This window comes from Microcystis sp. M169S2, from assembly GCF_020245865.1.
GTDB classification, from domain to species: Bacteria; Cyanobacteriota; Cyanobacteriia; order Cyanobacteriales; family Microcystaceae; genus Microcystis; species Microcystis ichthyoblabe_A.
Map to the genome: position 1 here is coordinate 1 of NZ_JADBUB010000030.1, position 20,713 is coordinate 20,713.

At 41.9% G+C, this 20,713-nt stretch carries 22 protein-coding genes; 14 read left to right on the top strand and 8 right to left on the bottom strand.

All coding sequences use genetic code 11. From position 1 onward, the window contains the following. The first annotated feature begins 477 nt into the window (after nt 1-477). A complete protein-coding gene (locus IM485_RS02800; protein ID WP_104396833.1) occupies nt 478-930 on the top strand; it encodes a DUF29 domain-containing protein in 453 nt (150 codons plus the stop codon). Between the two features lie 143 nt (nt 931-1,073). On the opposite strand, the gene larC is transcribed toward IM485_RS02800, so the two are convergent. After that, entirely contained in the window at nt 1,074-2,330 is a 1,257-nt protein-coding gene (gene larC, locus IM485_RS02805; protein WP_104396834.1) for a nickel pincer cofactor biosynthesis protein LarC, read from the bottom strand. Here larC and IM485_RS02810 point away from each other — a divergent pair. The 3 genes from IM485_RS02810 (at nt 2,307) to IM485_RS02820 (ending at nt 3,685) form a co-directional block, all read left to right on the top strand. Next, nucleotides 2,307-2,948, top strand: a complete 642-nt coding sequence (locus tag IM485_RS02810) for an L-threonylcarbamoyladenylate synthase (RefSeq protein WP_104396835.1) — start codon at nt 2,307-2,309, stop codon at nt 2,946-2,948. The two genes, larC and IM485_RS02810, sit on opposite strands and share 24 nt — an antisense overlap. After that, nucleotides 2,939-3,142 (top strand): hypothetical protein, encoded by a 204-nt coding sequence (locus tag IM485_RS02815; RefSeq protein WP_287741127.1) that lies wholly within the window; start codon nt 2,939-2,941, stop codon nt 3,140-3,142. The genes IM485_RS02810 and IM485_RS02815 overlap by 10 nt, the downstream gene beginning before the upstream one ends. Nucleotides 3,143-3,274: 132 nt before the next feature. Beyond that, on the top strand, nt 3,275-3,685 hold the full coding sequence (locus IM485_RS02820) for an Hsp20/alpha crystallin family protein (RefSeq protein WP_002762759.1): 411 nt from the start codon (nt 3,275-3,277) through the stop codon (nt 3,683-3,685). A gap of 58 nt (nt 3,686-3,743) precedes the next feature. Here IM485_RS02820 and hpf read toward each other — a convergent pair whose 3' ends face one another. Continuing rightward, the gene (hpf, locus tag IM485_RS02825) at nt 3,744-4,343 is read right to left on the bottom strand and encodes a ribosome hibernation-promoting factor, HPF/YfiA family (RefSeq protein WP_104396836.1); all 600 of its coding nucleotides are present in this window, start codon (nt 4,341-4,343) and stop codon (nt 3,744-3,746) included. Between the two features lie 473 nt (nt 4,344-4,816). Between hpf and lipB the strand changes: the two genes are divergently transcribed. The 3 genes from lipB (at nt 4,817) to IM485_RS02840 (ending at nt 7,047) form a co-directional block, all read left to right on the top strand. After that, complete coding sequence (gene lipB / locus IM485_RS02830) at nt 4,817-5,485, top strand: lipoyl(octanoyl) transferase LipB (protein ID WP_287741128.1); 669 nt, start codon at nt 4,817-4,819, stop codon at nt 5,483-5,485. A gap of 1 nt (nt 5,486) precedes the next feature. Next, nucleotides 5,487-6,749, top strand: coding sequence for a pentapeptide repeat-containing protein (locus IM485_RS02835; RefSeq protein WP_287661593.1), 1,263 nt, complete (start codon nt 5,487-5,489; stop codon nt 6,747-6,749). Between the two features lie 67 nt (nt 6,750-6,816). After that, nucleotides 6,817-7,047 carry a hypothetical protein gene (locus IM485_RS02840; protein WP_228009654.1) on the top strand — a complete coding sequence of 77 codons (231 nt, stop codon included), beginning with the start codon at nt 6,817-6,819 and terminating at the stop codon, nt 7,045-7,047. On the opposite strand, the gene IM485_RS02845 is transcribed toward IM485_RS02840, so the two are convergent. Next, a complete protein-coding gene (locus IM485_RS02845; RefSeq protein WP_287741130.1) occupies nt 7,036-8,232 on the bottom strand; it encodes a homocysteine biosynthesis protein in 1,197 nt (398 codons plus the stop codon). The genes IM485_RS02840 and IM485_RS02845 overlap by 12 nt on opposite strands. Before the next feature lie 321 nt (nt 8,233-8,553). On the opposite strand from IM485_RS02845, the gene IM485_RS02850 reads away from it, so the two are divergent. After that, a complete protein-coding gene (locus IM485_RS02850; protein ID WP_287741132.1) occupies nt 8,554-9,480 on the top strand; it encodes a class I SAM-dependent methyltransferase in 927 nt (308 codons plus the stop codon). Nucleotides 9,481-9,494: 14 nt separating this feature from the next. After that, the gene (locus IM485_RS02855; RefSeq protein WP_287741133.1) at nt 9,495-10,148 is read left to right on the top strand and encodes a HupE/UreJ family protein; all 654 of its coding nucleotides are present in this window, start codon (nt 9,495-9,497) and stop codon (nt 10,146-10,148) included. A 181-nt stretch (nt 10,149-10,329) separates the two neighbouring features. Here the strand turns inward: IM485_RS02855 and IM485_RS02860 are convergent, their stop codons facing one another. After that, nucleotides 10,330-11,334: a helix-turn-helix domain-containing protein gene (locus tag IM485_RS02860; protein ID WP_104396841.1), complete on the bottom strand. Its 1,005-nt coding sequence runs from the start codon at nt 11,332-11,334 to the stop codon at nt 10,330-10,332. Between the two features lie 200 nt (nt 11,335-11,534). Between IM485_RS02860 and IM485_RS02865 the strand changes: the two genes are divergently transcribed. Then, a complete protein-coding gene (locus IM485_RS02865; RefSeq protein ID WP_104396842.1) occupies nt 11,535-12,368 on the top strand; it encodes a hypothetical protein in 834 nt (277 codons plus the stop codon). Between the two features lie 43 nt (nt 12,369-12,411). On the opposite strand, the gene IM485_RS02870 is transcribed toward IM485_RS02865, so the two are convergent. Further along, nucleotides 12,412-12,543, bottom strand: a complete 132-nt coding sequence (locus IM485_RS02870; protein ID WP_287741136.1) for a hypothetical protein — start codon at nt 12,541-12,543, stop codon at nt 12,412-12,414. 34 nt (nt 12,544-12,577) lie between these two features. On the opposite strand from IM485_RS02870, the gene IM485_RS02875 reads away from it, so the two are divergent. From IM485_RS02875 to IM485_RS02885, 3 genes are all read left to right on the top strand, one after another. Continuing rightward, nucleotides 12,578-12,850 (top strand): hypothetical protein, encoded by a 273-nt coding sequence (locus tag IM485_RS02875; protein WP_228009652.1) that lies wholly within the window; start codon nt 12,578-12,580, stop codon nt 12,848-12,850. Continuing rightward, on the top strand, nt 12,831-13,445 hold the full coding sequence (locus IM485_RS02880) for a Uma2 family endonuclease (protein WP_104396843.1): 615 nt from the start codon (nt 12,831-12,833) through the stop codon (nt 13,443-13,445). The genes IM485_RS02875 and IM485_RS02880 overlap by 20 nt, the downstream gene beginning before the upstream one ends. A 203-nt stretch (nt 13,446-13,648) precedes the next feature. Beyond that, nucleotides 13,649-16,399 carry a glycerol-3-phosphate acyltransferase gene (locus tag IM485_RS02885; protein WP_287741140.1) on the top strand — a complete coding sequence of 917 codons (2,751 nt, stop codon included), beginning with the start codon at nt 13,649-13,651 and terminating at the stop codon, nt 16,397-16,399. Between the two features lie 3 nt (nt 16,400-16,402). Here IM485_RS02885 and IM485_RS02890 read toward each other — a convergent pair whose 3' ends face one another. From IM485_RS02890 to IM485_RS02900, 3 genes are all read right to left on the bottom strand, one after another. Continuing rightward, nucleotides 16,403-16,561 carry a hypothetical protein gene (locus tag IM485_RS02890; protein ID WP_287741142.1) on the bottom strand — a complete coding sequence of 53 codons (159 nt, stop codon included), beginning with the start codon at nt 16,559-16,561 and terminating at the stop codon, nt 16,403-16,405. Between the two features lie 388 nt (nt 16,562-16,949). Beyond that, nucleotides 16,950-19,106: a putative PEP-binding protein gene (locus IM485_RS02895; protein WP_104396847.1), complete on the bottom strand. Its 2,157-nt coding sequence runs from the start codon at nt 19,104-19,106 to the stop codon at nt 16,950-16,952. 90 nt (nt 19,107-19,196) lie between these two features. After that, nucleotides 19,197-19,439 (bottom strand): hypothetical protein, encoded by a 243-nt coding sequence (locus tag IM485_RS02900; protein WP_287741144.1) that lies wholly within the window; start codon nt 19,437-19,439, stop codon nt 19,197-19,199. Between the two features lie 23 nt (nt 19,440-19,462). Between IM485_RS02900 and IM485_RS02905 the strand changes: the two genes are divergently transcribed. Then, nucleotides 19,463-20,158 (top strand): response regulator transcription factor, encoded by a 696-nt coding sequence (locus IM485_RS02905; RefSeq protein WP_104396848.1) that lies wholly within the window; start codon nt 19,463-19,465, stop codon nt 20,156-20,158. The last annotated feature ends 555 nt before the right edge of the window (nt 20,159-20,713 follow it).

The window sequence follows — 20,713 nt, forward strand, 5'->3', positions numbered from 1 at the left end:
ACCCTTATCCTGACTTGATTTCAGTTTTTTCTTTGTCAGTAAGGGTGTCAACAAGGAATATTACAGATTGTTAACCGAGTCTTGAAAGCCATGTGCGACAAAGGTTTGAAATGTTAAGAAAGATGTGACTAAAGGACAGCAAGGGGGGCAGGGGGGATCGAACCTAAAATCCATTTTTAATTTAATTATAACCAGCTACTTAAAACCTGATTTAGGGGTTACAAAGTTGAGATGCTGCCAATCAGATTTATTTTTTCGGGTGCATCTCACCTTGGCAGAAATACCGACAATCAGCAATTATCAGTCACTCTTAAACTGCTATACATGTATGACAACCGCGTGTAAGCATCCCACCGAAAAGCTAATGTGCGGTGGGGTTTGGAGGGTTCTACCCCCCAAGAGCCAAGATTGAGTGATAAAATCGCAAATAACGACCAATTTTGGCAGAGAGTTTCCCTTTAAAAATCCCACATCGACATGAAAACTAAATTATCTCAGCTTTATGCAACTGATTTTAATTTGTGGATTGAGCAAACCGTAAATCACTTAAAAAAGGGCAATTTAGATGCACTCGATTTAGATAACTTAATCGAAGAAATATCCGATATGGGACGTAATAATAGACGGGAGTTATTCGGCCGTTTAAAAGTTCTCTTGATGCACTTACTTAAATGGCAATATCAACCAGAAAAACGGACTAATAGCCGGATAAATACCATTGATGAGCAAAGAGAACAATTAGAGCTTATTTTAAGGGATAGTCCCAGCTTAAAACCCTATTTAGCCGATATTTTCACAGAATGTTATCAAAAAGCAGTGCGAGGGACGGTAAATGAAACTAATTTACCAAAAGAAAATTTTCCGGTTGATTGTCCTTTTACCCAGGAACAGGTTTTAAATTGGGATTATCTTCCTGAAAATAGCTTTTGAACAATGGATATAAGTACCTAAGCAAAATTGATTACACATATCTAACTACCTTTTACCTTTTGCCTTTTGCCTTTTGCCTATCCTAACCAAGAAGTTAATTTTGTCCTATTACTTAGCAGTTTTATGATAAAATTGCCCTGCTGTCAAGACTGATTTTTTTCTTGCCAAATAGCTAAAGCCATTTGATGAACAAATCGCCAAGGTAGATGATGCTGGCGGGCAATTGCGGCACAATCTTCGTATTCTGGTTGTACGGTAATCGGTTGATTAATTGACTCTTTGTAGGCAACTTTTAGCCGAATTTGACCATAGACAGTATCGATCAATTGTATCTCTCTTTTTAAGATCGATCGCTCTTGAATCGTCCTTCTAATGCCTAAAGTTGTGGTTTCCTGAAAGATCATATTTTCACAAATAGCAATTTTATCCAAGGTACAAATTACTGTCAAAAGTATCCCCAAACGAGATTTTTTCATAGTAATTGCTTGACTAAATACATCCAAAGCCCCCGCTTGTAATAAAGCCTCGCTTAAATAGGCGATCGCTTGCGGATTTAAGTCATCAATTTGAGTTTCTAAAACTGCCACGGTTTCCCTTTCATCTAGCTTTTCTGGTACTTTTTTCCCTAACCAAAGTCGGACAAGATTGGGAATCGGTAAATCTTTTGTCCCTGCTCCTAAACCGACCTTTTCTAACTGCATTTTCGGCGGTTTACCGAAACTTTTAGCTAAAGTTGTCACAATAGCTGCCCCCGTGGGTGTTACCAACTCCGCTTCGATGCCATTACTATAAATTGTGACTTGTCGCTGACTGAACAATTGTACTACTGCTGGCACGGGAACCGGTAAACGACCATGGGCGGCCTGAACTTTACCGCCGCCGGTGGGTAGAGAAGAACAGTATAATTCACTCACCGATAGCCAATCCAAACCCAAACAAGTCCCGACGATATCAATAATGGCATCGGTTGCCCCGACTTCGTGAAAATGCACTTTTTCCGGTGCGATCCCGTGAACAGCCCCTTCTGCGATCGCAAGTTGTTGAAAAACCGCTAAACTCCATTCTTGGACTTTCTGGGGTAAATTTGCCTGTTTAATTAAACTTTCAATCTCCGGTAAATGGCGAGCGGGGGTATGATGGTGATGGTGGTGATGATCAGCGGACTTCTCGGCAGTGACATCGACGTGAATCTTAGTGGCAATTTGACCGCGACGATGCACTTTTTCCTCCCTTAACTGATATTCCTCCTCAATTCCTAAAGTTTTTAGTTGTGCAATCAGGTATTCTAAGGGGACTCCTAAATCTACTAATGCCCCTAAACACATATCCCCGGCGATTCCCGTGGGACAATCCCAATAGGCGACGATTTTGCTATCATGGCTACTATTTACTCTCTCCATCCGGAAAATCCCCAACAACGTTCTATCCAAGAAATCTGTCATGCCCTGAAAAATGGGGCAATTATGCTTTATCCTACCGATACCGTCTATGCGATCGGTTGCGATCTCAATGTGAAATCCGCCGTCGAACGAGTTCGCCAAATCAAGCAACTATCTAATGATAAACCCTTGACGTTTCTCTGTTCTTCTTTGTCGAATATTTCTGAGTACGCAGTGGTCAGCGATTATGCCTATAAAATTATGCGACGAGTTATACCCGGTCCCTACACTTTTCTCTTACCGGCGACTAAATTAGTGCCGAAAGTGGTGATGAATCCGAAGCGGAAAACCACCGGTATCCGGGTTCCCGATCACGTTATCTGTCGCACTATTCTCGAAACCCTAGAAAATCCTATTATCTCTAGTTCTGCCCATCTTCCCGATCAGGAGGGGGATTTTCCCACCAAGGGATTAGAAACCCCTAGGTTATTCGATGCCCTCGATCATATAGTTGATTTAATTATCGAAGATGGTTCGGCCCCCGGTTCGGAAGTGTCAACAATTGTTGATTTTACCGGCGATCAACCGGATATCGTGCGTCAGGGTTTGGGTTGGCCAGAATTACAACAATGGTTATAACGAAGGCAAAAGGCAAAAGGCAAAAGGCAAAAGGCAGCTTTGTTCTCCCCACACCCCACACCCCACACCCCACACCCCCACTTCCCACACCCCACACCCCCACTTCCCACACCCCACACCCCCACTTCCCACACCCCACACCCCACACCCCACACCCCACACCCCACACCCCACAACTTCCCACTTGCCACTGATAACTGATAACTGATAACTGTATCGGTTATTGCGACTTTTTATTTCCTGAAAACCGCCTTGTGTAAGCCAAGTTAGTTGCTTAAGATAGAGGTAATCGCAGTCAGAGAAAACCTCTCAAGGAAATTATTATTATGGCTTTCACTCTTTATTCTCCCTTCCTAGAAATTAATTCTGTTCAACGTCAAATCGATCAACTTTTTCAAGAAGTATTACCGACAACTTCATCGGTATCTCGTCCCCCGGTGGAAATCTCTGTTAACGAGGATTCCGTGCAATTAAAAATCGAATTACCCGGTGTGGATATTAAAGATATCGATGTGGAGGTTAGCAAACAAATGGTGGCTATTAATGGGCAACGTCAACGCCCTGCCGAGGTAGAAAATAGCGAATTTTATTATGGTAAATTTAGTCGCTTGATTACCCTACCAGTGGAGGTGCAAAATAGCCAAGTTACCGCTAACTATCAAGACGGTATTCTTTATCTCACCCTCCCGAAAGCGGTGGCAGAAAAAAATAAAGTGGTGAAAGTTAATCTTGGTTAGATGAGAAAAAGACTGGAGAATTTCTCCAGTCTTTAGTTTTATTTGTAGTCGCTAACTGTTAATTGGATTCTTTGCCATTCAGGTTGACGGGACGGGGTTGAATAACACCAAAACCGCCGTGATTGCGTTGATAGATAACGTTGATTTCGTTAGTGTCTTTGTTGCAGAACATAAAGAAATCGTGATCGACTAATTGCAATTGTGTTAGTGCTTCCTCAATAGTCATCGGTGGCATGGCAAAGTATTTCATCCGCACTACTTCCGCCGGTAATTCGGGAGTGCGATCACCGATTAGGCTATCATCTAAGGGTTTCTCTTGCACCACCTCGCTAGTTTTAACGGTGGCGTTGGTGCGATGATCCACTAATCTTTCTTTATACTTGCGGAGTTGACGAGCGATTTTATCAGAAACTAAATCAATACTTGCGTACAAATTTTCGCTTCCTTCTTGAGCGCGAATCACTGTTCCATTAGCATAAACCGTTACTTCCGCTTTGTGGCGATCAGGAATGCGTGCATTCTTTTCCACGGAGAGGTGAACATCAACTTTTGTGGTTATGCCGTTAAAATGTTTCACCGCTTTCTCCAGCTTTTGTTCCACATAATCATGAATAGCTTCGGTGACAGCGATATTATTGCCCTGAATCAATAGCTTCATACTCACTACTCCATCTAAAAATTTTGCTATAGACCGTCCACATCAACTATTTTTAAGGGATGTTGATGCTAGGAATTTAATCCTCAAAAATCTGCTCGATCGCGCTGTTGTCAGAGGTCACAGTCTAGATATTGTCGGTGTTCTCGTTCTCTTTTTTTTGTCGGATCGCGCGGAAAATTCATCGGGTCGAGCGCCTATTTGCAACTAGATTTATTTACCTCTATTCTAACAAGTTTCTCTCAACCTTTTATTAACAGAAGTGCGAAGTTCTGTTAACTTTTATTTAAAGAAACCGATTTTCGCCGCCAGCAAGAGAATCTGGTGATTGTTTCTCCTGTGCGACAGTTAACATCCGAATAGATGGGATATCCTTAGATTAGCACTTAGTATTCTCCCCGACATATATATCTTCCCTTCTTTTAATCTTCCTTTGCGCTCTTTTACATTTCTTAAATATTTTGACAAATCTCGCAATGAATGCTCAAAAAATACCTCGTCTCTGTGGGCTGAAAATTCAGGCAATTACTCCCTATTCTCTCGCTTGGTTGCAACAGCGATCGCTGGTGGCGGCGAGAATTGCCGATCCCGACTTACCCGATGTGCTGCTGCTGCTGGAACATCCCCCCGTTTACACCCTCGGTACCGGTTCAGATATTAAGTTTATTAAATTTAATCTTGACAAAACCGACAAAGAAGTGTATCGAATCGAGCGAGGAGGGGAAGTCACCTATCACTGTCCGGGGCAGTTAGTGGGCTATCCGATCCTCAATTTGCGCTATTATCAGCAGGATTTACACTGGTATTTGCGACAATTAGAAGAAGTCATCCTGCAAACTATCGCTATTTATGGATTGTCGGGGGCAAGAATCGGGGGCTTGACAGGGGTATGGGTAGAAGGGTATAAAATAGCGGCGATCGGTATTAAAGTTAGTCGTTGGATTACCTATCATGGTTTTGCCCTCAATGTTTGTCCGGATTTAAGCGGTTTTGCCGAGATTATTCCCTGTGGGATTACTAATAAACCCGTGGGCAGTTTACAGCAGTTTCTGCCTAATATTAGTCTTAGGCAAGTACAGCAAGATTTATCGAGAGTTTTCGCCTCAGTTTTCGGTGTGGAATTATTTTCTCTTGACAAGGATTAACATGAGCGATCGCAAAGACCCAGAAAAACTCACCGCGGAAAATAGGGCTGATAACCCCGAAAATAACGGTAAAACCAGTTTATCGGCCCCCGATGCCTCCGAATACGTCTCCTCTTTATCTTCGCGTAATCCCGTGCGTCAGCGCATCCTAGTATTAAAAGATCTTCGACCGGGTAACGCGGGGTTACTACTGGCCCCCCTGATGCTGATGACCATCGGCCTGGTCTTTAGCTGGGACTGGTTAGGCTTTTCTGGGGCGATAGTAGCGATATTAATATCTTTACAGGTGATTTTACCCTCTATTCGCCAGTGGATCGCCCATTATCTCACCCCCTCTGAACGTCAGACGGTTTTCGCTTTTATAGTTTTTATAGCCGCTCTGGCTGGATTAGGGAAATATTTAGGAGTTTACGAGCGCATCTTGCGGTGGTTAGACAGTTTTAAATACGATGAGTTCGGTTCCTGGGCCGAGTGGGTGGGGGCCTTGGGACAGATTATGATCGCCGTGTTAGCTGTCTATGTGGCCTGGGAACAGTACGTTATTTCTAAGGATTTAACCATACAACAAAATCGCATTACCCAACAACAGACGATCGATTCCTATTTTCAAGGGATTTCCGATCTAGCCTTGGATGAGGAGGGATTTTTAGAAGATTGGCCCCAGGAAAGAGCGATCGCAGAAGGCCGCACCGCTTCTATCCTCAGCAGTGTCGATGCCTCTGGAAAAGCGAAAATACTGCGTTTTTTGAGTCAATCGCGGCTATTATCACCGATTAAACGCGATCGTTATCTAGGCCGACCGATTCTAGACGGGGAAGGGGGTTACGCGGAGGATCGAGAGTTCGGTACAAGAGTAGTACAATTGGGAGTAATGTTAGCCGGGGCCGACATTTCTGGGCAGGATCTGCGCTGGACGGATTTAAGCGAAGCGAATATGGTGCGGGCCGATTTAAGTTATAGCGATTTGGTGAAAGCAAATGTATCGCGGACAATTCTCTACGAAGCTAATTTAAGAGGGGCAGATATCAAAGGGATGCGTTTATTTTATGGTTCCCTAGAAAATGCTACCCCCCGCAGTCGCAGCGTTCCCCCCAATTATGACAGCGGAGAACACACGGGAGCAGTGGTAGAAAATGTCAATTTTACCGGGGTGAAAAATATGAGCGAGGAACAACGTCACTATTGTTGTCGTTGGTGTGGGGAAAAGTCCCGCGCAACCATTCCGGGGGGATGTGCTGATATTGCCAATCTTTTAGGTCGTTAACGGAGGCGATCGGCAGGGGGCAGTGTTATAATCAGTGGTATTAATGGCCAATAATTCCCACAAATTTATGAATCAAAAAGTCGTTATTCTTGCCACTGCCTCCGCTAGTTTATTAGCCCTAGCAGTTACCACTAACTCTGGACAAGCTGCCCCAGAGTCCTTTCATCCTAGTTTCAATACCGAGAACTTAGGTGACATGATTATCGGCAAGACAACCGGGGAAGAAAATCCGATTTTTCGTCATCTTAATTGTAGTTGTGCCACCTGCACGCAATCCCTTAACTCCTCACTCAATTGATAATTTTCCACCCCAACGATCCTGGGGGATAAAAGTCCGCTCTAGATTAATTTTTGCCACGGGTTCTGTGAGGGTAAATTCTCCCGATTCGATTAGTGCTTTTAATTCTAAAGCGGCTTCCCTGGCCAAGGAAATACTGGCCAAAGGAGCCACCCTCACACTTTTTCCCTCGATCATAATCCGACCGCTTTTTAGTTTAGCGTAGGTGATTAAACCAAAGGTAGGACGGACTCGCCGGGGAATAGAAAAATCCACCACTGGAGCGACAATTTCCTCATCTTTTACCGCACAATGTCGAACGATTTCCTCGCTTAAAATCGGAATCGGTACTGCTACTCCTAACATTAAAGAAGCCCCATAATTTTTGAAATAACAACCTCGCACCCAGCGAGCATTCATTTGTTTAGCATCCCCAATTAAGGCTAAGGTGGAAGCGGGACCAATAGGAGTTCGATTTTGTAGGCGTTTTTGCAGGGGAAAATGTTGGGTTCCTTCCCAGGCAATATAACCGATTCCTCCTCCCAAAAAAATGCGCGTACCGATGCCAATAGCCTCTAAATCGGGGTCATTTAACAGGGGAGAAATTGCCCCGGGGTTAGAATACACTGCATTACCTAATCGTGGCTGTAGTGGTCCTAAATAAGTATATAAAGTCCGCTCTCCTCCATTGACTCCGACGATAAAATTCTGGTAGAGATTGCGAGGATTAAAAAGATAAAATTGATTGATAGTCTCCTTAGAAATAATCGTTTCAAAAGAAGCACGAGGATAACAATCGGTGGACTGGCCGACAGCACGCAATTGAATCGATTTTCCGGCGATTAAATCCTCAATAATATGTCCGCCGCCCCTTTCGGGATTTTCTCCCTCTAAATTCTCATTTTTGGCTGCTAAATCACTAATAGCACTGGCTCCTAAATATAAATCCACCGCCCCAAAACCAGCATAAGCAGGAATCCCATCTAACCAACATTGACGAATTTTTATCGGCGGATCCGTCTGACCTAAATTAATAATTGCCCCCGAAGATTCCATCGGTTCAAAGGTTCCCGTACAAACCACATCTACTTGGGAAAAAACCTCCTTAATTCCCATCTCGGTAACGCGGCTTTTTAATTCCTCTACTGTCCAGACTACAGCAGTTTTTTTAGCAATTTTGTCGTTGATTTCAGCGATTGTTCTCATAATAAGTAGCTGGTTATAATTAAATTGAAGATGGATCCCCCCTTAATAAGGGGGGTGCCGATCCCCCCTTAATTTCCCCTTAATAAGGGGGGCATCTGAAAGTTTTCAACACCTACCTACTTAAAAATTGGCAAGATGGGGGTTAGGGAGCTTTTTGCTGTTATCAGTCAACAGTTATTAGATGTGAGTTTTCAGTGAGTGGTATTAACTGAGCAGTATTAAATGGCCATAACAGTGCTGTCTTTTCACCGATTACTGATTACTGATTACTGATTACTGTTATAAGATAAAAAAGGGAAAATTTACGATCGAAGCTTTTCTATGACAGTTACACCCGTTCCGGCCTCCTTTAATCCTGTTTCTGGTCTAGTTAACCGTATTCTCGGCATAAAACCGCTTTTTGACATCGCTCGCTATCAGGCCCGCAATATGATGATTAAAAGAGCCGAAAAACTAGGCGTACCTTGGCGGGAAACCGTCAAACAATGGCAACAAAGGGATTGGAGTCGGGAACTGCAAGCGGTAGAAAATCCCGATCTCGTCTATCCCGAATACTACGTTTGTTCTTTCCACGCTTACGAAAAGGGCAATTTAGACTGGTTGCCAGCTTTTGAGGTAGAATCTGCCGCCTATGCTGTCCATTCTACCATCTGGCCCGGGGCGGGGATTGACGGCGATCCGCGATTGCGGCGGGAATATCACCGGATATTGAAGGAGCAAATCAAGGCAGAAATTAACGATATTGTCGATTTAGGCTGTAGTGTCGGCATGAGTAGCTTTGCGCTACAAGATACTTATCCGCAAGCGCGGTTAACTGGGTTAGATCTCTCTCCCTACTATTTAGCCGTTGCCCAATACCAAGCTCAACAAAAACAAAAGACGATTCAATGGCAACACGCAGCCGCGGAAAAAACTCAATTACCCAGTCAGTCCTACGATCTGGTATCTTCGTTTTTAATGTTCCACGAACTACCCCAACAGGCTACTAGAGAAATTTTCGCCGAAGCGCGTCGTTTATTGCGATCGGGAGGTTATTTGACGCTGATGGATATGAATCCGCGCTCGGAAATTTATCGAAAAATGCCCCCTTATGTCCTAACCTTACTCAAGAGTACCGAACCCTATCTCGATCAATATTTTACTCTCGATATCGAACAGGCATTAGTTGAAGCGGGGTTTCAAGCACCGATCATTACCCCCACCAGTCCCCGACACCGGGCGATTGTTGCGCGGGTTTCCGAATCATAATTTTGAGGTAATCAATGAAGATAATTTTTCGTCAAAGCTGGACAAGGATATTAACTATTGTCCCTCTCTTTCTGTTAATTTTTGCCAGCAAAACCCTCGCCCATCATGCCATGGCAGGGCAAACTCCCGATAATTTTTTAAACGGATTTTTATCGGGTTTAGCTCACCCGGTTATCGGTTTAGATCATTTAGCTTTTGTGGTGGCTAGTGGTTTAATTGCTGTGGGGATGGAACAGGGTTTATTAATTCCGATCGCTTTTGTGATTGCCACTTTAATCGGGACAGGGATTCATTTACAGGGAATAAATTTACTTTTTCCTGAGGGGATTGTTGCCCTTTCTGTGGTGATTTTTGGACTAATTTTAACCCTGAAAAAAGGTTTACAAAATCATTCTAATCTCTATACGATCGCTCTGGCAACTTTGGCAATGATCGCAGGAATTTTCCACGGTTATGCCTACGGAGAATCAATTATCGGGGCCCAAGTTGCCGCTTTAGTTGCCTATTTAATCGGTTTTACCGTCATCCAATTAGCGATCGCATCTGGGGCTTTTTTCCTTGGCAGTGTCATTAAGGAAAGATTAGCCAAGCAAGCGACTCTAATTAGCAAGTTAATCGGATTGGCAATTATGGCGATCGGTACAACTTTTTTAGTGGGAATTAAGTAAATTAATCTCGGTGGGGCTAATTATTAATGGCTCTCTTGAGGTTATAAGATCGAAGAAAGGGCGTACAATATACGCCCCTACCAAACAAGTGCCAGAGAGCCGCTCAATTGAAAGAGGAGTTAGGAATTGAGTTCTCGAAATAAATCTAAAAATAATCCTGATTCCTACCCCTACTATTTTTTTAGGTTTCTGAGGGTAAGTAACCAAACAGTTTTTTATAATCAGAGGCCAGATATCCTCGATGAAAAAAACCTAATTCTTCGGCAATTTCATAAGTTAATTTTGTCTGATTATTTTGGTTAAGAGATTGATGTAAAGCATTAAGACGAAGCAACTTAAAATAATTGTAAGGAGACATTTGATAGAAGTCTTTAAATATATATTCTAAGGTGCGTTGACTTACTTTTAATTCTTGACAAATCGCTGGAATAGTCAGATCAGAACGCAGATTTTTTCTCATCATTTCTTCTGCTTTTTTGAGAATAGAGGTGCGTCTGATAGTGTTTTTAGGAGTTTTAATATCTTTGGTTACTGCTAAAGTCAAAAGAAAATCTTTGACAATTTCTTCTTTTAATTTTTGCCTGACAAAATTTAATCTTAATGCTTTTCTTTGCCCAGATATTTGTTGACAATCTAAATTAAATAGCATTCGATAAAGTTGATGACAAGATTGTTGGAGATGACGAATTTTTTCCGATGGGCAAATCACAACAGAAGAAGCGGAAGAATTTAAAAACTTTTTCGCTTCCGGTAGCTCTAAATTTTGGCACAATTGTTGCAGATAATTATCATGAACGTAAAGCTGAAAACGATTGGAAAAGGGATGTTGAAAAATGGAAATTTCTGATTTAGGGGGGACAATCCCAAGATAGTTATTTTCTACTGAGTACAAATTTTGGAAGAAGACAGAATTCACCTGAATAGGAATCGCAAAAACCCACATTTTAGAATGGACTACTCCCACAACATTTATTAAACAATTACGTTGCGATAATTCTAACATCACTTCATCGATGATGATCCTTGAAAGATACCCTTCAAAATGATCACCACTGAGTTGTAAAGCATCTCCGTTGACAAATTCTCGATTCTGAAAATAGCGAGAAAAGTCACAAAAATATTCACTTTTAAAGGTTAATTCCTGAGAATCAATTAAAATATCGGTTTTACTGTCAAAAATAAACATCTATGTATAACTCCTTGGTTATTGAGTAAAATTAAACTTTTTTGCCCATCAATTTAAAAACTTGCGTTTTTTGGATCATCTTAGCATAGAGGACTGAGTAGTATGAGTTACAGCAGGGTTGATTTGTTAATTTTGTCCATCAGTGTAATCCCGTTTAAATCTCTCACTTTTTCCCGTTATCAATTACCAAGCAAATGTCGATGGTTAAACAATATATGCCATTTAAAGATTGCTCTGGGGTGTTGGGTGCAGAAATTCCTCAATTACGTCCCCCGGCATTTTCTGATGACTCAAAATATACCACATTTACCTATACCTATTATCCAGGGGGATTGGAAATTTCCGATAGCTATATTTATTATCCAGGAGGATCAGAAATTTCCACAACCATTGCTAGGGAAATCGCTATGTTCGCCATTCCTCCGAAAAATTATTCAGGGGGATTGGAAATTTCCGATAGCTATATTTATTATCCAAGAGGATCAGAAATTTCCGAAGCTGTTGCCGGGGAAATCGCTATGTTCACCGTTCCCCCGAAAAATTATCCAGGAGGATTGGAAATTTCCGAAGCTTTTGTTCCTAATATTAGCACTCGTTTCTATGCGATCGAAGCAACTATTGATTTCTCCAAAGCTAAAGGGGACTTACAGGCTGTTCTGATGGCTCACGGCAGCTGTTTTGGTGGGCATAGTTTCTACATCTATCAGGGAAAACTATGTTATGTCTATAACTGGTTAGGGCAACAACAGAAGATCACTTGTGATCTTCCTCATCTTAGTGGCGAGGTGAAACTAAAAGTTGAATTTGCCAAACCAAAGATAATCGCTCCTTCCGATGAAAAGTTGAGTGACAGCACAATAGGTAAGATGAAACTGTATATTAATAACATCGAACAAAATGTCGATATTATCAGAACTTTCTCAAATCATACTCCTAACTTCCTAACTCGATATAAACACGAGGTTCCTTGCGATTTTCAAGGTGCTAAGCTGCAAAAAATTATCGTTACTATTACTAATAATATAGTGCGATAAATGATGATCAATTATGATCGATTAAGTACCTAAGCAAAATTAATTACACATCTAAGCCGCCGAGATCAACTTCATCATCAGGAATTGCTGGAACATTCAAGAAAACGGGTTTCTTAAAGAAACCCGTTTTCTGGTTTAAGTATCTGGATGGGCTAGAATATTCAGCGTTAATCAAGGAGGCCTCTTGATAAACTTACTAGGCGGATCCGATGGTAAAAAATTTTTTTTATGAGGGTGTAATATTGCCAAATGGAGATATTAAAACTAACTGGCAACTGACTCCTTTTATGAACCTCGTCGTCGTTACCAATTATATTTTTGGTTTCGTCCTCATCTTTTTTGGCAGTGATAGTGCGATCGCAGATTGTGTAGAGAGTTTGTCGGGTGGGCAATGCCCACCCTACATTCAAGGTAAAATAGAGCCAAGGAAGTTACTAGAGAGAGAAAGCTATTTTGCCAGCCATGAGCCAAACCCTACCTAAAACTGTTAATTTCGAGGAATTCGTCCCTTGGCTGCCTGAAAATTCTGGAGTACGTTATGAGCTACACAATGGAAATATTATTGAAATGGCACAACCCGCAGGAGAACACGAGGAAATCAAAGGATTTTTAACTGTTAAACTCAGTGGAATAATTGATAGACTAGGGCTTCCTTATTTAATTCCTAACCAAGCGATTGTCAGACCTGCTGGTAAAAACTCTGGTTATTTTCCTGATGTATTAGTGCTAAATCGAACCAAGCTCGCTCAGGAAAAATTATGGAAAAAAGAATCAATCCTTAGTGAGGGTGCATCTATCCCTCTGATCATTGAAGTGGTATCGACTAACTGGCGTGATGATTACTACTTAAAATTTGCTGATTATGAAGAAATGGGTATTCCTGAATATTGGATTGTCGATTATGCAGCCTTAGGTGGGCGTAATTTTCTTGGCACTTCTAAACAACCGACCATCTCTGTTTGTCGCTTAGTTGAGGAAGAATATCAAATTCGGCAATTTCGAGACAGTGATCGCCTAATTTCCCAGACTTTCACGGAATTAAATCTCACTGTCAATCAGATTTTCTTAAGTCTGTAGGGTGTGCATCGTCCACCTTACTCTTTTCGCTTTTTTCTTCAGTTTGAGGGGTTGATTTTGCCACTTAAAATCCGCAATTATTGCCTTTATTTGCTCCATATGCTTGGGTTTTAAGCCATTAATCTCAATTTCTTTTATCGCTTTCGTGTTCATGTTATCAAGGTCGTTACTAAGAAAAGATCGTAAACTAAGACGCATTTTAAATGATAGAAATTTGGGGATCCCTATTTATTTTTTTAGTCTGTCCTATCATCGGGGGACTGCCTCTGATCGATTGGATAAATTATCTAGCAACTGGACGTAAATTATCCCAATTAGGTACTGGTAATATCGGTGTAACTGCCGCTTTTTACCATGGGGGTAAATTAGTGGGAATTTTGGCGGTAATTTCGGAAGCAGCCAAGGGAATTATCGTTATTTTCCTAACCCGTTTATTTTTTCCCACCGGCTCCACTTGGGAATTATTAGCTTTAATTGCCTTAGTCGTGGGGCGCTATTGGTTAGGAAAAGGTGCAGGAACTACTAATGTTTTCTGGGGATTAATCGTTCACGATTTTGCCGCCGTTTTTCTCACCTCAATTATCAGTGGGATTAGCTTTACTATTTTTCGAGAAAAATCTACGGGTAGATTGGTAGGATTATTTTTATTAGCTTTGATTCTCACCTTGCGCCGTCCCCACGATTCAGGTTATATTATAAGTGCCATTGCTTTAGCCTGTTTATTAGGGGCAATTTTTCAAAAAATCGCCGACGATTTAGACTTACCTGAAGCAAGTGTTAACAATGAATCAAAAACTATGTTTCGTTTTTTTCGTGGAGATCGATCGATCCAAACTCTTGATGACAATCTGGCAGCTTCAAAAGTGGGACAAAAGGCCGCCACTTTAGCCGATCTTAAGCGTGCCGGTTATCCCATTCCTAGGGGTTGGATTTTACCACCAGGAGATGATCCACAACCGTTAATAGAATCTCTTAATCCTGATATCAATCATCCCTTAGTCGTGCGCTCTTCCGCTATTGGAGAAGATAGTGAAACTGCTTCATCTGCGGGACAATATACCACAATTCTTAACGTCATCAATCGAGAAAATTTAGCGGCGGCGATTTTAAGTTGCCAAACCTCCTATAATAGTCCTAATGCTGTCAATTATCGACTCGATCGAGGACAAGAAAACACGGCCATGGCTGTGTTAATCCAAGAACAAATTCGAGGAGTTTTTTCAGGAGTTGCCTTCAGTCGCGATCCGATTAATCCTCTCAGTTTAGATGTAGTTATTGAAGCTTTACCCGGAGATGCTACCAGAGTTGTATCGGGGAGAATCACCCCCGAAAGTTATCGAGTTAATTTAGAAGAAGATATCATTATCGGAGCGGGAGATATTCCCCCGGCTATTATTCAACAGGTAGCTAATCTTTGTCGGCAATTAGAAGCCCTTGATCATGGCATTCCCCAAGATATAGAATGGACTCATGACGGACAAAAATTATGGTTATTACAGTGCCGTCCTATCACCAATTTACAGCCAATTTGGACAAGAAAAATCGCTGCGGAAGTTATCCCAGGGGTAATTCGTCCCTTGCCTTGGTCAATTAATCGCCCCTTAACCTGTGGAGTTTGGGGAGATATTTTCAGTTTAGTTTTAGGCAAAAAAGCCCTCGATTTGGACTTCAATGAAACAGCCACTTTACACTATCAAAGAGCCTATTTTAATGCTTCTTTATTAGGAACAATTTTCCGTCGCATGGGATTACCTCCAGAAAGCTTAGAATTTCTGACCAAAGGGGCAAAGTTTACCAAACCACCTTTAACGGCAACCCTGGCTAATTCCCCCGGTTTATTAAAACTTTTAGGACGGGAATTACAGTTAGAAAAAGACTTTAGCCAAGATCAAAAAACCTATTTTATACCGACGCTCGAAAAAATTAACGCTACTTCCCTAGAAACTTTATCTTCTGGGGAGATTTTACAGCAAATTGAGGAGATTTTAAACGTCTTAAAAAAAGCCACCTATTATAGTATTCTTGCCCCTCTTAGCTTCGCTTTGCGTCGCAGTATTTCCCGAGTACCTTTTGAGAAATTGGATAACTCTCAAGCACCAGAAATAGCCTCGATGCGATCGCTATCTGAACTAAGAAAAAATACGCTCGATCAAGATTTTGACTCAGCTTTTTCCCTCTGGTTAGAAACCTACGGTTATTTAAGCGAAGTAGGAACCGATATTTCGATACCGAGATGGCGAGAAAATCCCCCATATCTGCTACAACTACCCTTAGATATTCCGGTCAATAATAGCCATAAAAAAGTCAAATCTTCCCACAATGTCCAAAAAAGATTAAATATCAAAAACCAAGTGACTGAAATTTACTCCCGTCTTTTAGCTCACCTACGCTGGCATTTTCTCGCTTTAGAAACTCTCTGGTTACAGCAGCAAATATTATCGGAGACGGGAGATATATTTTATCTAAATTACTCAGAAGTTACCCAGTTAGGTCAGAATAATAAAATCGCCAATCTTAACCAGATTATCCGTCAGCGTCGCCAACAATTCCAAGAAAACTCCCAATTAACCGATATTCCCTATATCGTTTATGGACAACCCCCGAAAAGAGAATTTTTAGTTTCAAATTTAACTGCCAAAAAACGCTTACAGGGAATTGCCGCTAGTGGGGGGACAGTGGAGGGACGAGTCAAAATTATGCCAACCTTACAAAATCTAGAAATTGCCCCCAATACTATTCTCGTTATTCCCTATACTGACTCAGGATGGTCTCCTTTATTATCCCGGGCTGTGGGCATTATTGCCGAGGTGGGGGGACAATTATCCCATGGTGCTATTATTGCCAGAGAATACGGAATTCCGGCGGTTATGGATGTGCATAATGCCATGAAATTGTTAAAAGATGGTCAATTAATTCGTCTCGATGGCAGTCAAGGAATTATTGAAATTCTCTAGGCATTAGGGGACAGGGTGTGGGGTGTAGGGTGTGGGGTGTGGGGTGTGGGGTGTGGGGTGTGGGGTGTGGGGTGTGGGATGTAGGGTGTGGGGAGTTTTCTCAGTTAACTGATAACTGATAACTGATAACTGATAACTGACTTCTAACCCAATGTTGGTCAAAGATAAGCAAAAATTATCTATGAACTCCAAAAACTTGAGAATATTTAAATTAACATTTCGCAATATTTACAAATTCTTAAGAATTAATTGAGAAAGATTGTTATTTAACAACGATGTTACAATGGTTACAGCGATTTTACTGAATTTCATAGTGGGGTACTCTGTGCTTTTTTGGGCAGCAACGGTTGAAACCCTTGCCACACCTAGAAGGTAATCCTAACTAAGACAGGTAAATCAGTCAATTTTACCCACAACGATGATCTTTTTTTTGTGTAGTTTTATTGCAAAAAAAAAGTTTTTTTGACAAAAAGCACAAAGTATGCGTTATGAAGTGGGGAAGTGGGGAAGTGGGGTAATGGGGTGATGGGGAAGTGGGGTAGTTCGGAAGTTATCTGCTATTTTCCAATAAAAACCTTCTTTCTGCGCGAACAATTGCCTCTCTAGTCGCTAAAACTGCTTCTGTATCCACCGAAAGAGAATTCACGCCCCAAGCAATCAGATCATCGATAAGTTCAGGATACTGGACGATAGCCATGCCGCAAACGGAACAGGGAATCTGTAAAACTTTTGCTTGAGTGATAATTTGTTTTAAAGCTGCCCTGACTGCGGGATGACGGGCGTTAAAATATTCTGAGAAATGTTCTCGATCGCTGCCTAAAAGTAATTGAGTTAAATCATTAGTACCAATAGAGATTAACTGTACCCCCGCTTGCACATAATCCCTCAATTGAAAGATTACCCCCGGTACTTCCACCATTATCCCCAATTGGAAAGAAGGGACTTGAGTGAGTAAAGCCGATTGTACCCGTTGCCGGCAAAAAATAAATTCTTCAACCCCGCGGACAAAGGGAAGCAGTAAATTAATATTGGTGGTGCTGGTGGTTTGTACCCGTCGTAAAGCTTGCAATTCCAGATCGAATAGAGTCGGATCTAAAATATAACCATGGGTTCCCCGACTGTCTTTAGCCGAATGTTGAGCATCAAAAGAACGGTAAAATAAAGGCTTAGGCTGGATACTAAGGGCAAATTGTGCGATTAAATCACTTAATCTCTCGATCAATGCTTCTTGATGCTCTGGTGTTAACCATTCTTCTAGATTACGCTGAGAAAGTAACTCTAGAATCATCCATTCTGAGCGCAATAAACCGATCCCATCAATAGGCAGTTCTCGGATTCTGGCAATACTTTCAGTTTGACTGAGATTAACCATCAAACGGGTAGCAATTGCCGTCCCGTCGGTTTCTTTGGGGGGTGGTGGGGGTAAGGAAATCTGTTCCTGAGATGCTAGAGAAATAATTCCCCTCGTACCATCTACTAAAATTATCTCGCCTGAGCGGATAATTTCTGTGGCATTTTTTACCCCGACAATGGCAGGAATGGCTAATTCCCGGGCTAAGATGGCTCCATGGCTAGTTAATCCCCCCTGTTCCGTGATCATTGCTCGAATTTGGCGTAAATGGGGCAGTTTTTTCGGAGGTAAATTAGTAGTAACCAAAATGCAATCCTGAAAATTTGCTTCTGGGGAGTCGAAATTGCTGATCACTTTTGCCACTCCCGATGCCAACCCTGGGGATGCCCCTAATCCTCTTAAGGGATAATGGGAGGTAGTAGCGGTGATTTCCTGACTGTGACAGTTGAGAATATAAATTTGACCATCCAGCATCATCAGCCATTCTATGCTGGTTAGGGTGGGTTTTTCCGCCAGTAGAGATTGAACCAGTTGACAAAGGCGATCGAGGGCGAAATTATCTAAACAGTAGCTTTCCTGTAAACTGGGTGCTAATAATTGTGGTGCAAGCAGATTACTGTCACTGTTGAGATAATAAGCCCTGGATTTATTACCTAATTGCCGACTGCGTAATTGACCGGAGCGATCAATAATATAGGTATCTGGTGCCACTTCTCCATTAACTAAACTGTGTCCTAATCCCCAAACCGCCTGAATTTGCCAGTTATCCTCATTAATCAGCACATTTCCCGCACAATTGGCCGGTAATAACGGTTGTACCAGTAAAGATAATTGAATTTTTTCTAAACCAATTCCCATTTTTCGCCAATAAAATAGACTTCTGGCGGTGAATAACTCCGCCCAAGCTTGTTTTAGGGCATTTTCTAGATTATCTGCTTTAATTCCACTGATGGGGGCGGAAAATAAACCGAGAGTTCGCCGAGCCAGATGAGCAGGTAAGGAAAAGCGCCATACTAGGCTATCCATGGATAATTGTGCCACGGCCGCCGTTAGTTCTTCTAACCAGAGAGGAGAAATTTGCGCTTGTAAAATGGCCCGCCGACTTTCTTTGGCGACTAATTGCAGAGCTTTTGGGTTATCTACGTCTAAATAGAGGGAAGATTGCGGAAAATCAGTCAGGAACGAGTCAGCATTGTTGATAGTTTCCAAAAATTCCGCAAAAATGCGGTTAAAAATGGCAAATCCCCCGATAATTGGGTATCCTCGCTGGTGTAATTCACTGGCAATAAAAGCTTTTTCCCCCACCAGGGGGCGATCAGAAGCACTAATGCGATCGAGCCAGCAGAGAATGGTCACGGGATTTGTTAAGAATGGTGAAAGGATTATAAAATCATTGTGTGATTTTTGTAACTTTTTAGTTCTATCTGCTAGTTTAACTCACCGTCACTATCTTGAGGATGATCTGGGGAGTGGGGAGTGGGGTGTGGGAAGAACAAAGCTGCCTTTTGCCTCCTGCCTTTTGCCTTTTGCCTTTTGCCTTTTGCCTTTTGCCTTTTGCCTTTTGCCTCCTGCCTTTTGCCTCCTGACTTTTGCCTCCTGACTTTTGCCTTTTGCCTTTTGCCTTTTGCCTTTTGCCTCCTGACTACTGACGACTGGCTCCTGATAGCTGATAAGATAGGATTCGGACAATATTCGATCGCTGCGAGAAATTCATGGACACACCTGCGAAAGTTTTGTTAGTGGATGACGAACCGGGGGTTCGTGAATCTGTGCAAGCATATCTACAGTACGGGGATGACTTCGAGGTAAGAACTGCTAGTAATGCTAACGAAGCCTGGGATTTACTCAATCAAGAAATTCCGGAATTAGTTATCTCCGATATTATGATGCCGCAGGTGGATGGCTATCAGTTTCTCAAGAAATTGCGCGAAGATGCTCGTTTTCAGACAATTCCCGTGGTTTTTCTCACTGCTAGGGGGATGACAAGCGATCGCATTCAGGGTTATAATTCCGGTTGTGATGCTTATTTATCCAAGCCTTTCGATCCCGAAGAATTAGAAGCATTAATCAAGTCTTTAATCGAGCGCCGTCGTCAATCCTTGCAAGCCACCAGCGAAAACGCTAGATTAGAAGAAATTGCCCGAGATATCCGGGAATTAAAACAGCAGGTGGGACAACAGAACACTTTTACTACTACTCCCCCCCCGATTAAAATTGACCTTACCCCCCGGGAACAAAGTGTTTTAGATTTAGTAGCGGAGGGATTGATGAATAAAGAAATTGCCAGTCGTCTAGAAACCAGCGTCAGGAACGTAGAAAAATACGTCAGTCGCTTATTCAGCAAGACTGGTACTAATAGTCGCACGGAATTGGTACGTTTTGCCCTAAAACACGGTTTAACCAGTTAATATAGCGGCTAAGGACAAAGTAGCGGACCGGAGTGTCAATAACTGACGATGACAAGCAACTGAATTACCGATGGAAAAACAACTTTGGCAGCGAATCATCCCCAGAGATAATTTATGTTTGTTTGGTTCTTCCGAACTTACACTGTAGAAAATTCCCCAAGCGCCCTCTCTGTCCAGCAATGCTCTAAAGTTGATAAATATCAATCTAACAAAAACTCAAAGCCCTAGTATACAAGCTTTACAAGCATGATTTGTTGATAGTTTTGCATGACAGGTTCGGTAGAGCCCAATTACCGAAGAGCCGTTTTTCAGCATTGTCTTTCACGATGCTCCTCTAAATCTCTAGCTTGATTTTCTCACCCTGAGTATGTGACTGCTTACCTCTTTGTAATAAACCTACACCTGTCAGCCCTGCCCCCCTTGATAAGCTGTCCTTTAGTCACATCTTTCTTAACATTTCAAACCTTTGTAGCACAAGGCTTTCAAGACTCGGTTAACAATTTGTAATATTCCTTGTTGACACCCTTACTGACAAAGAAAAAACTGAAATCAAGT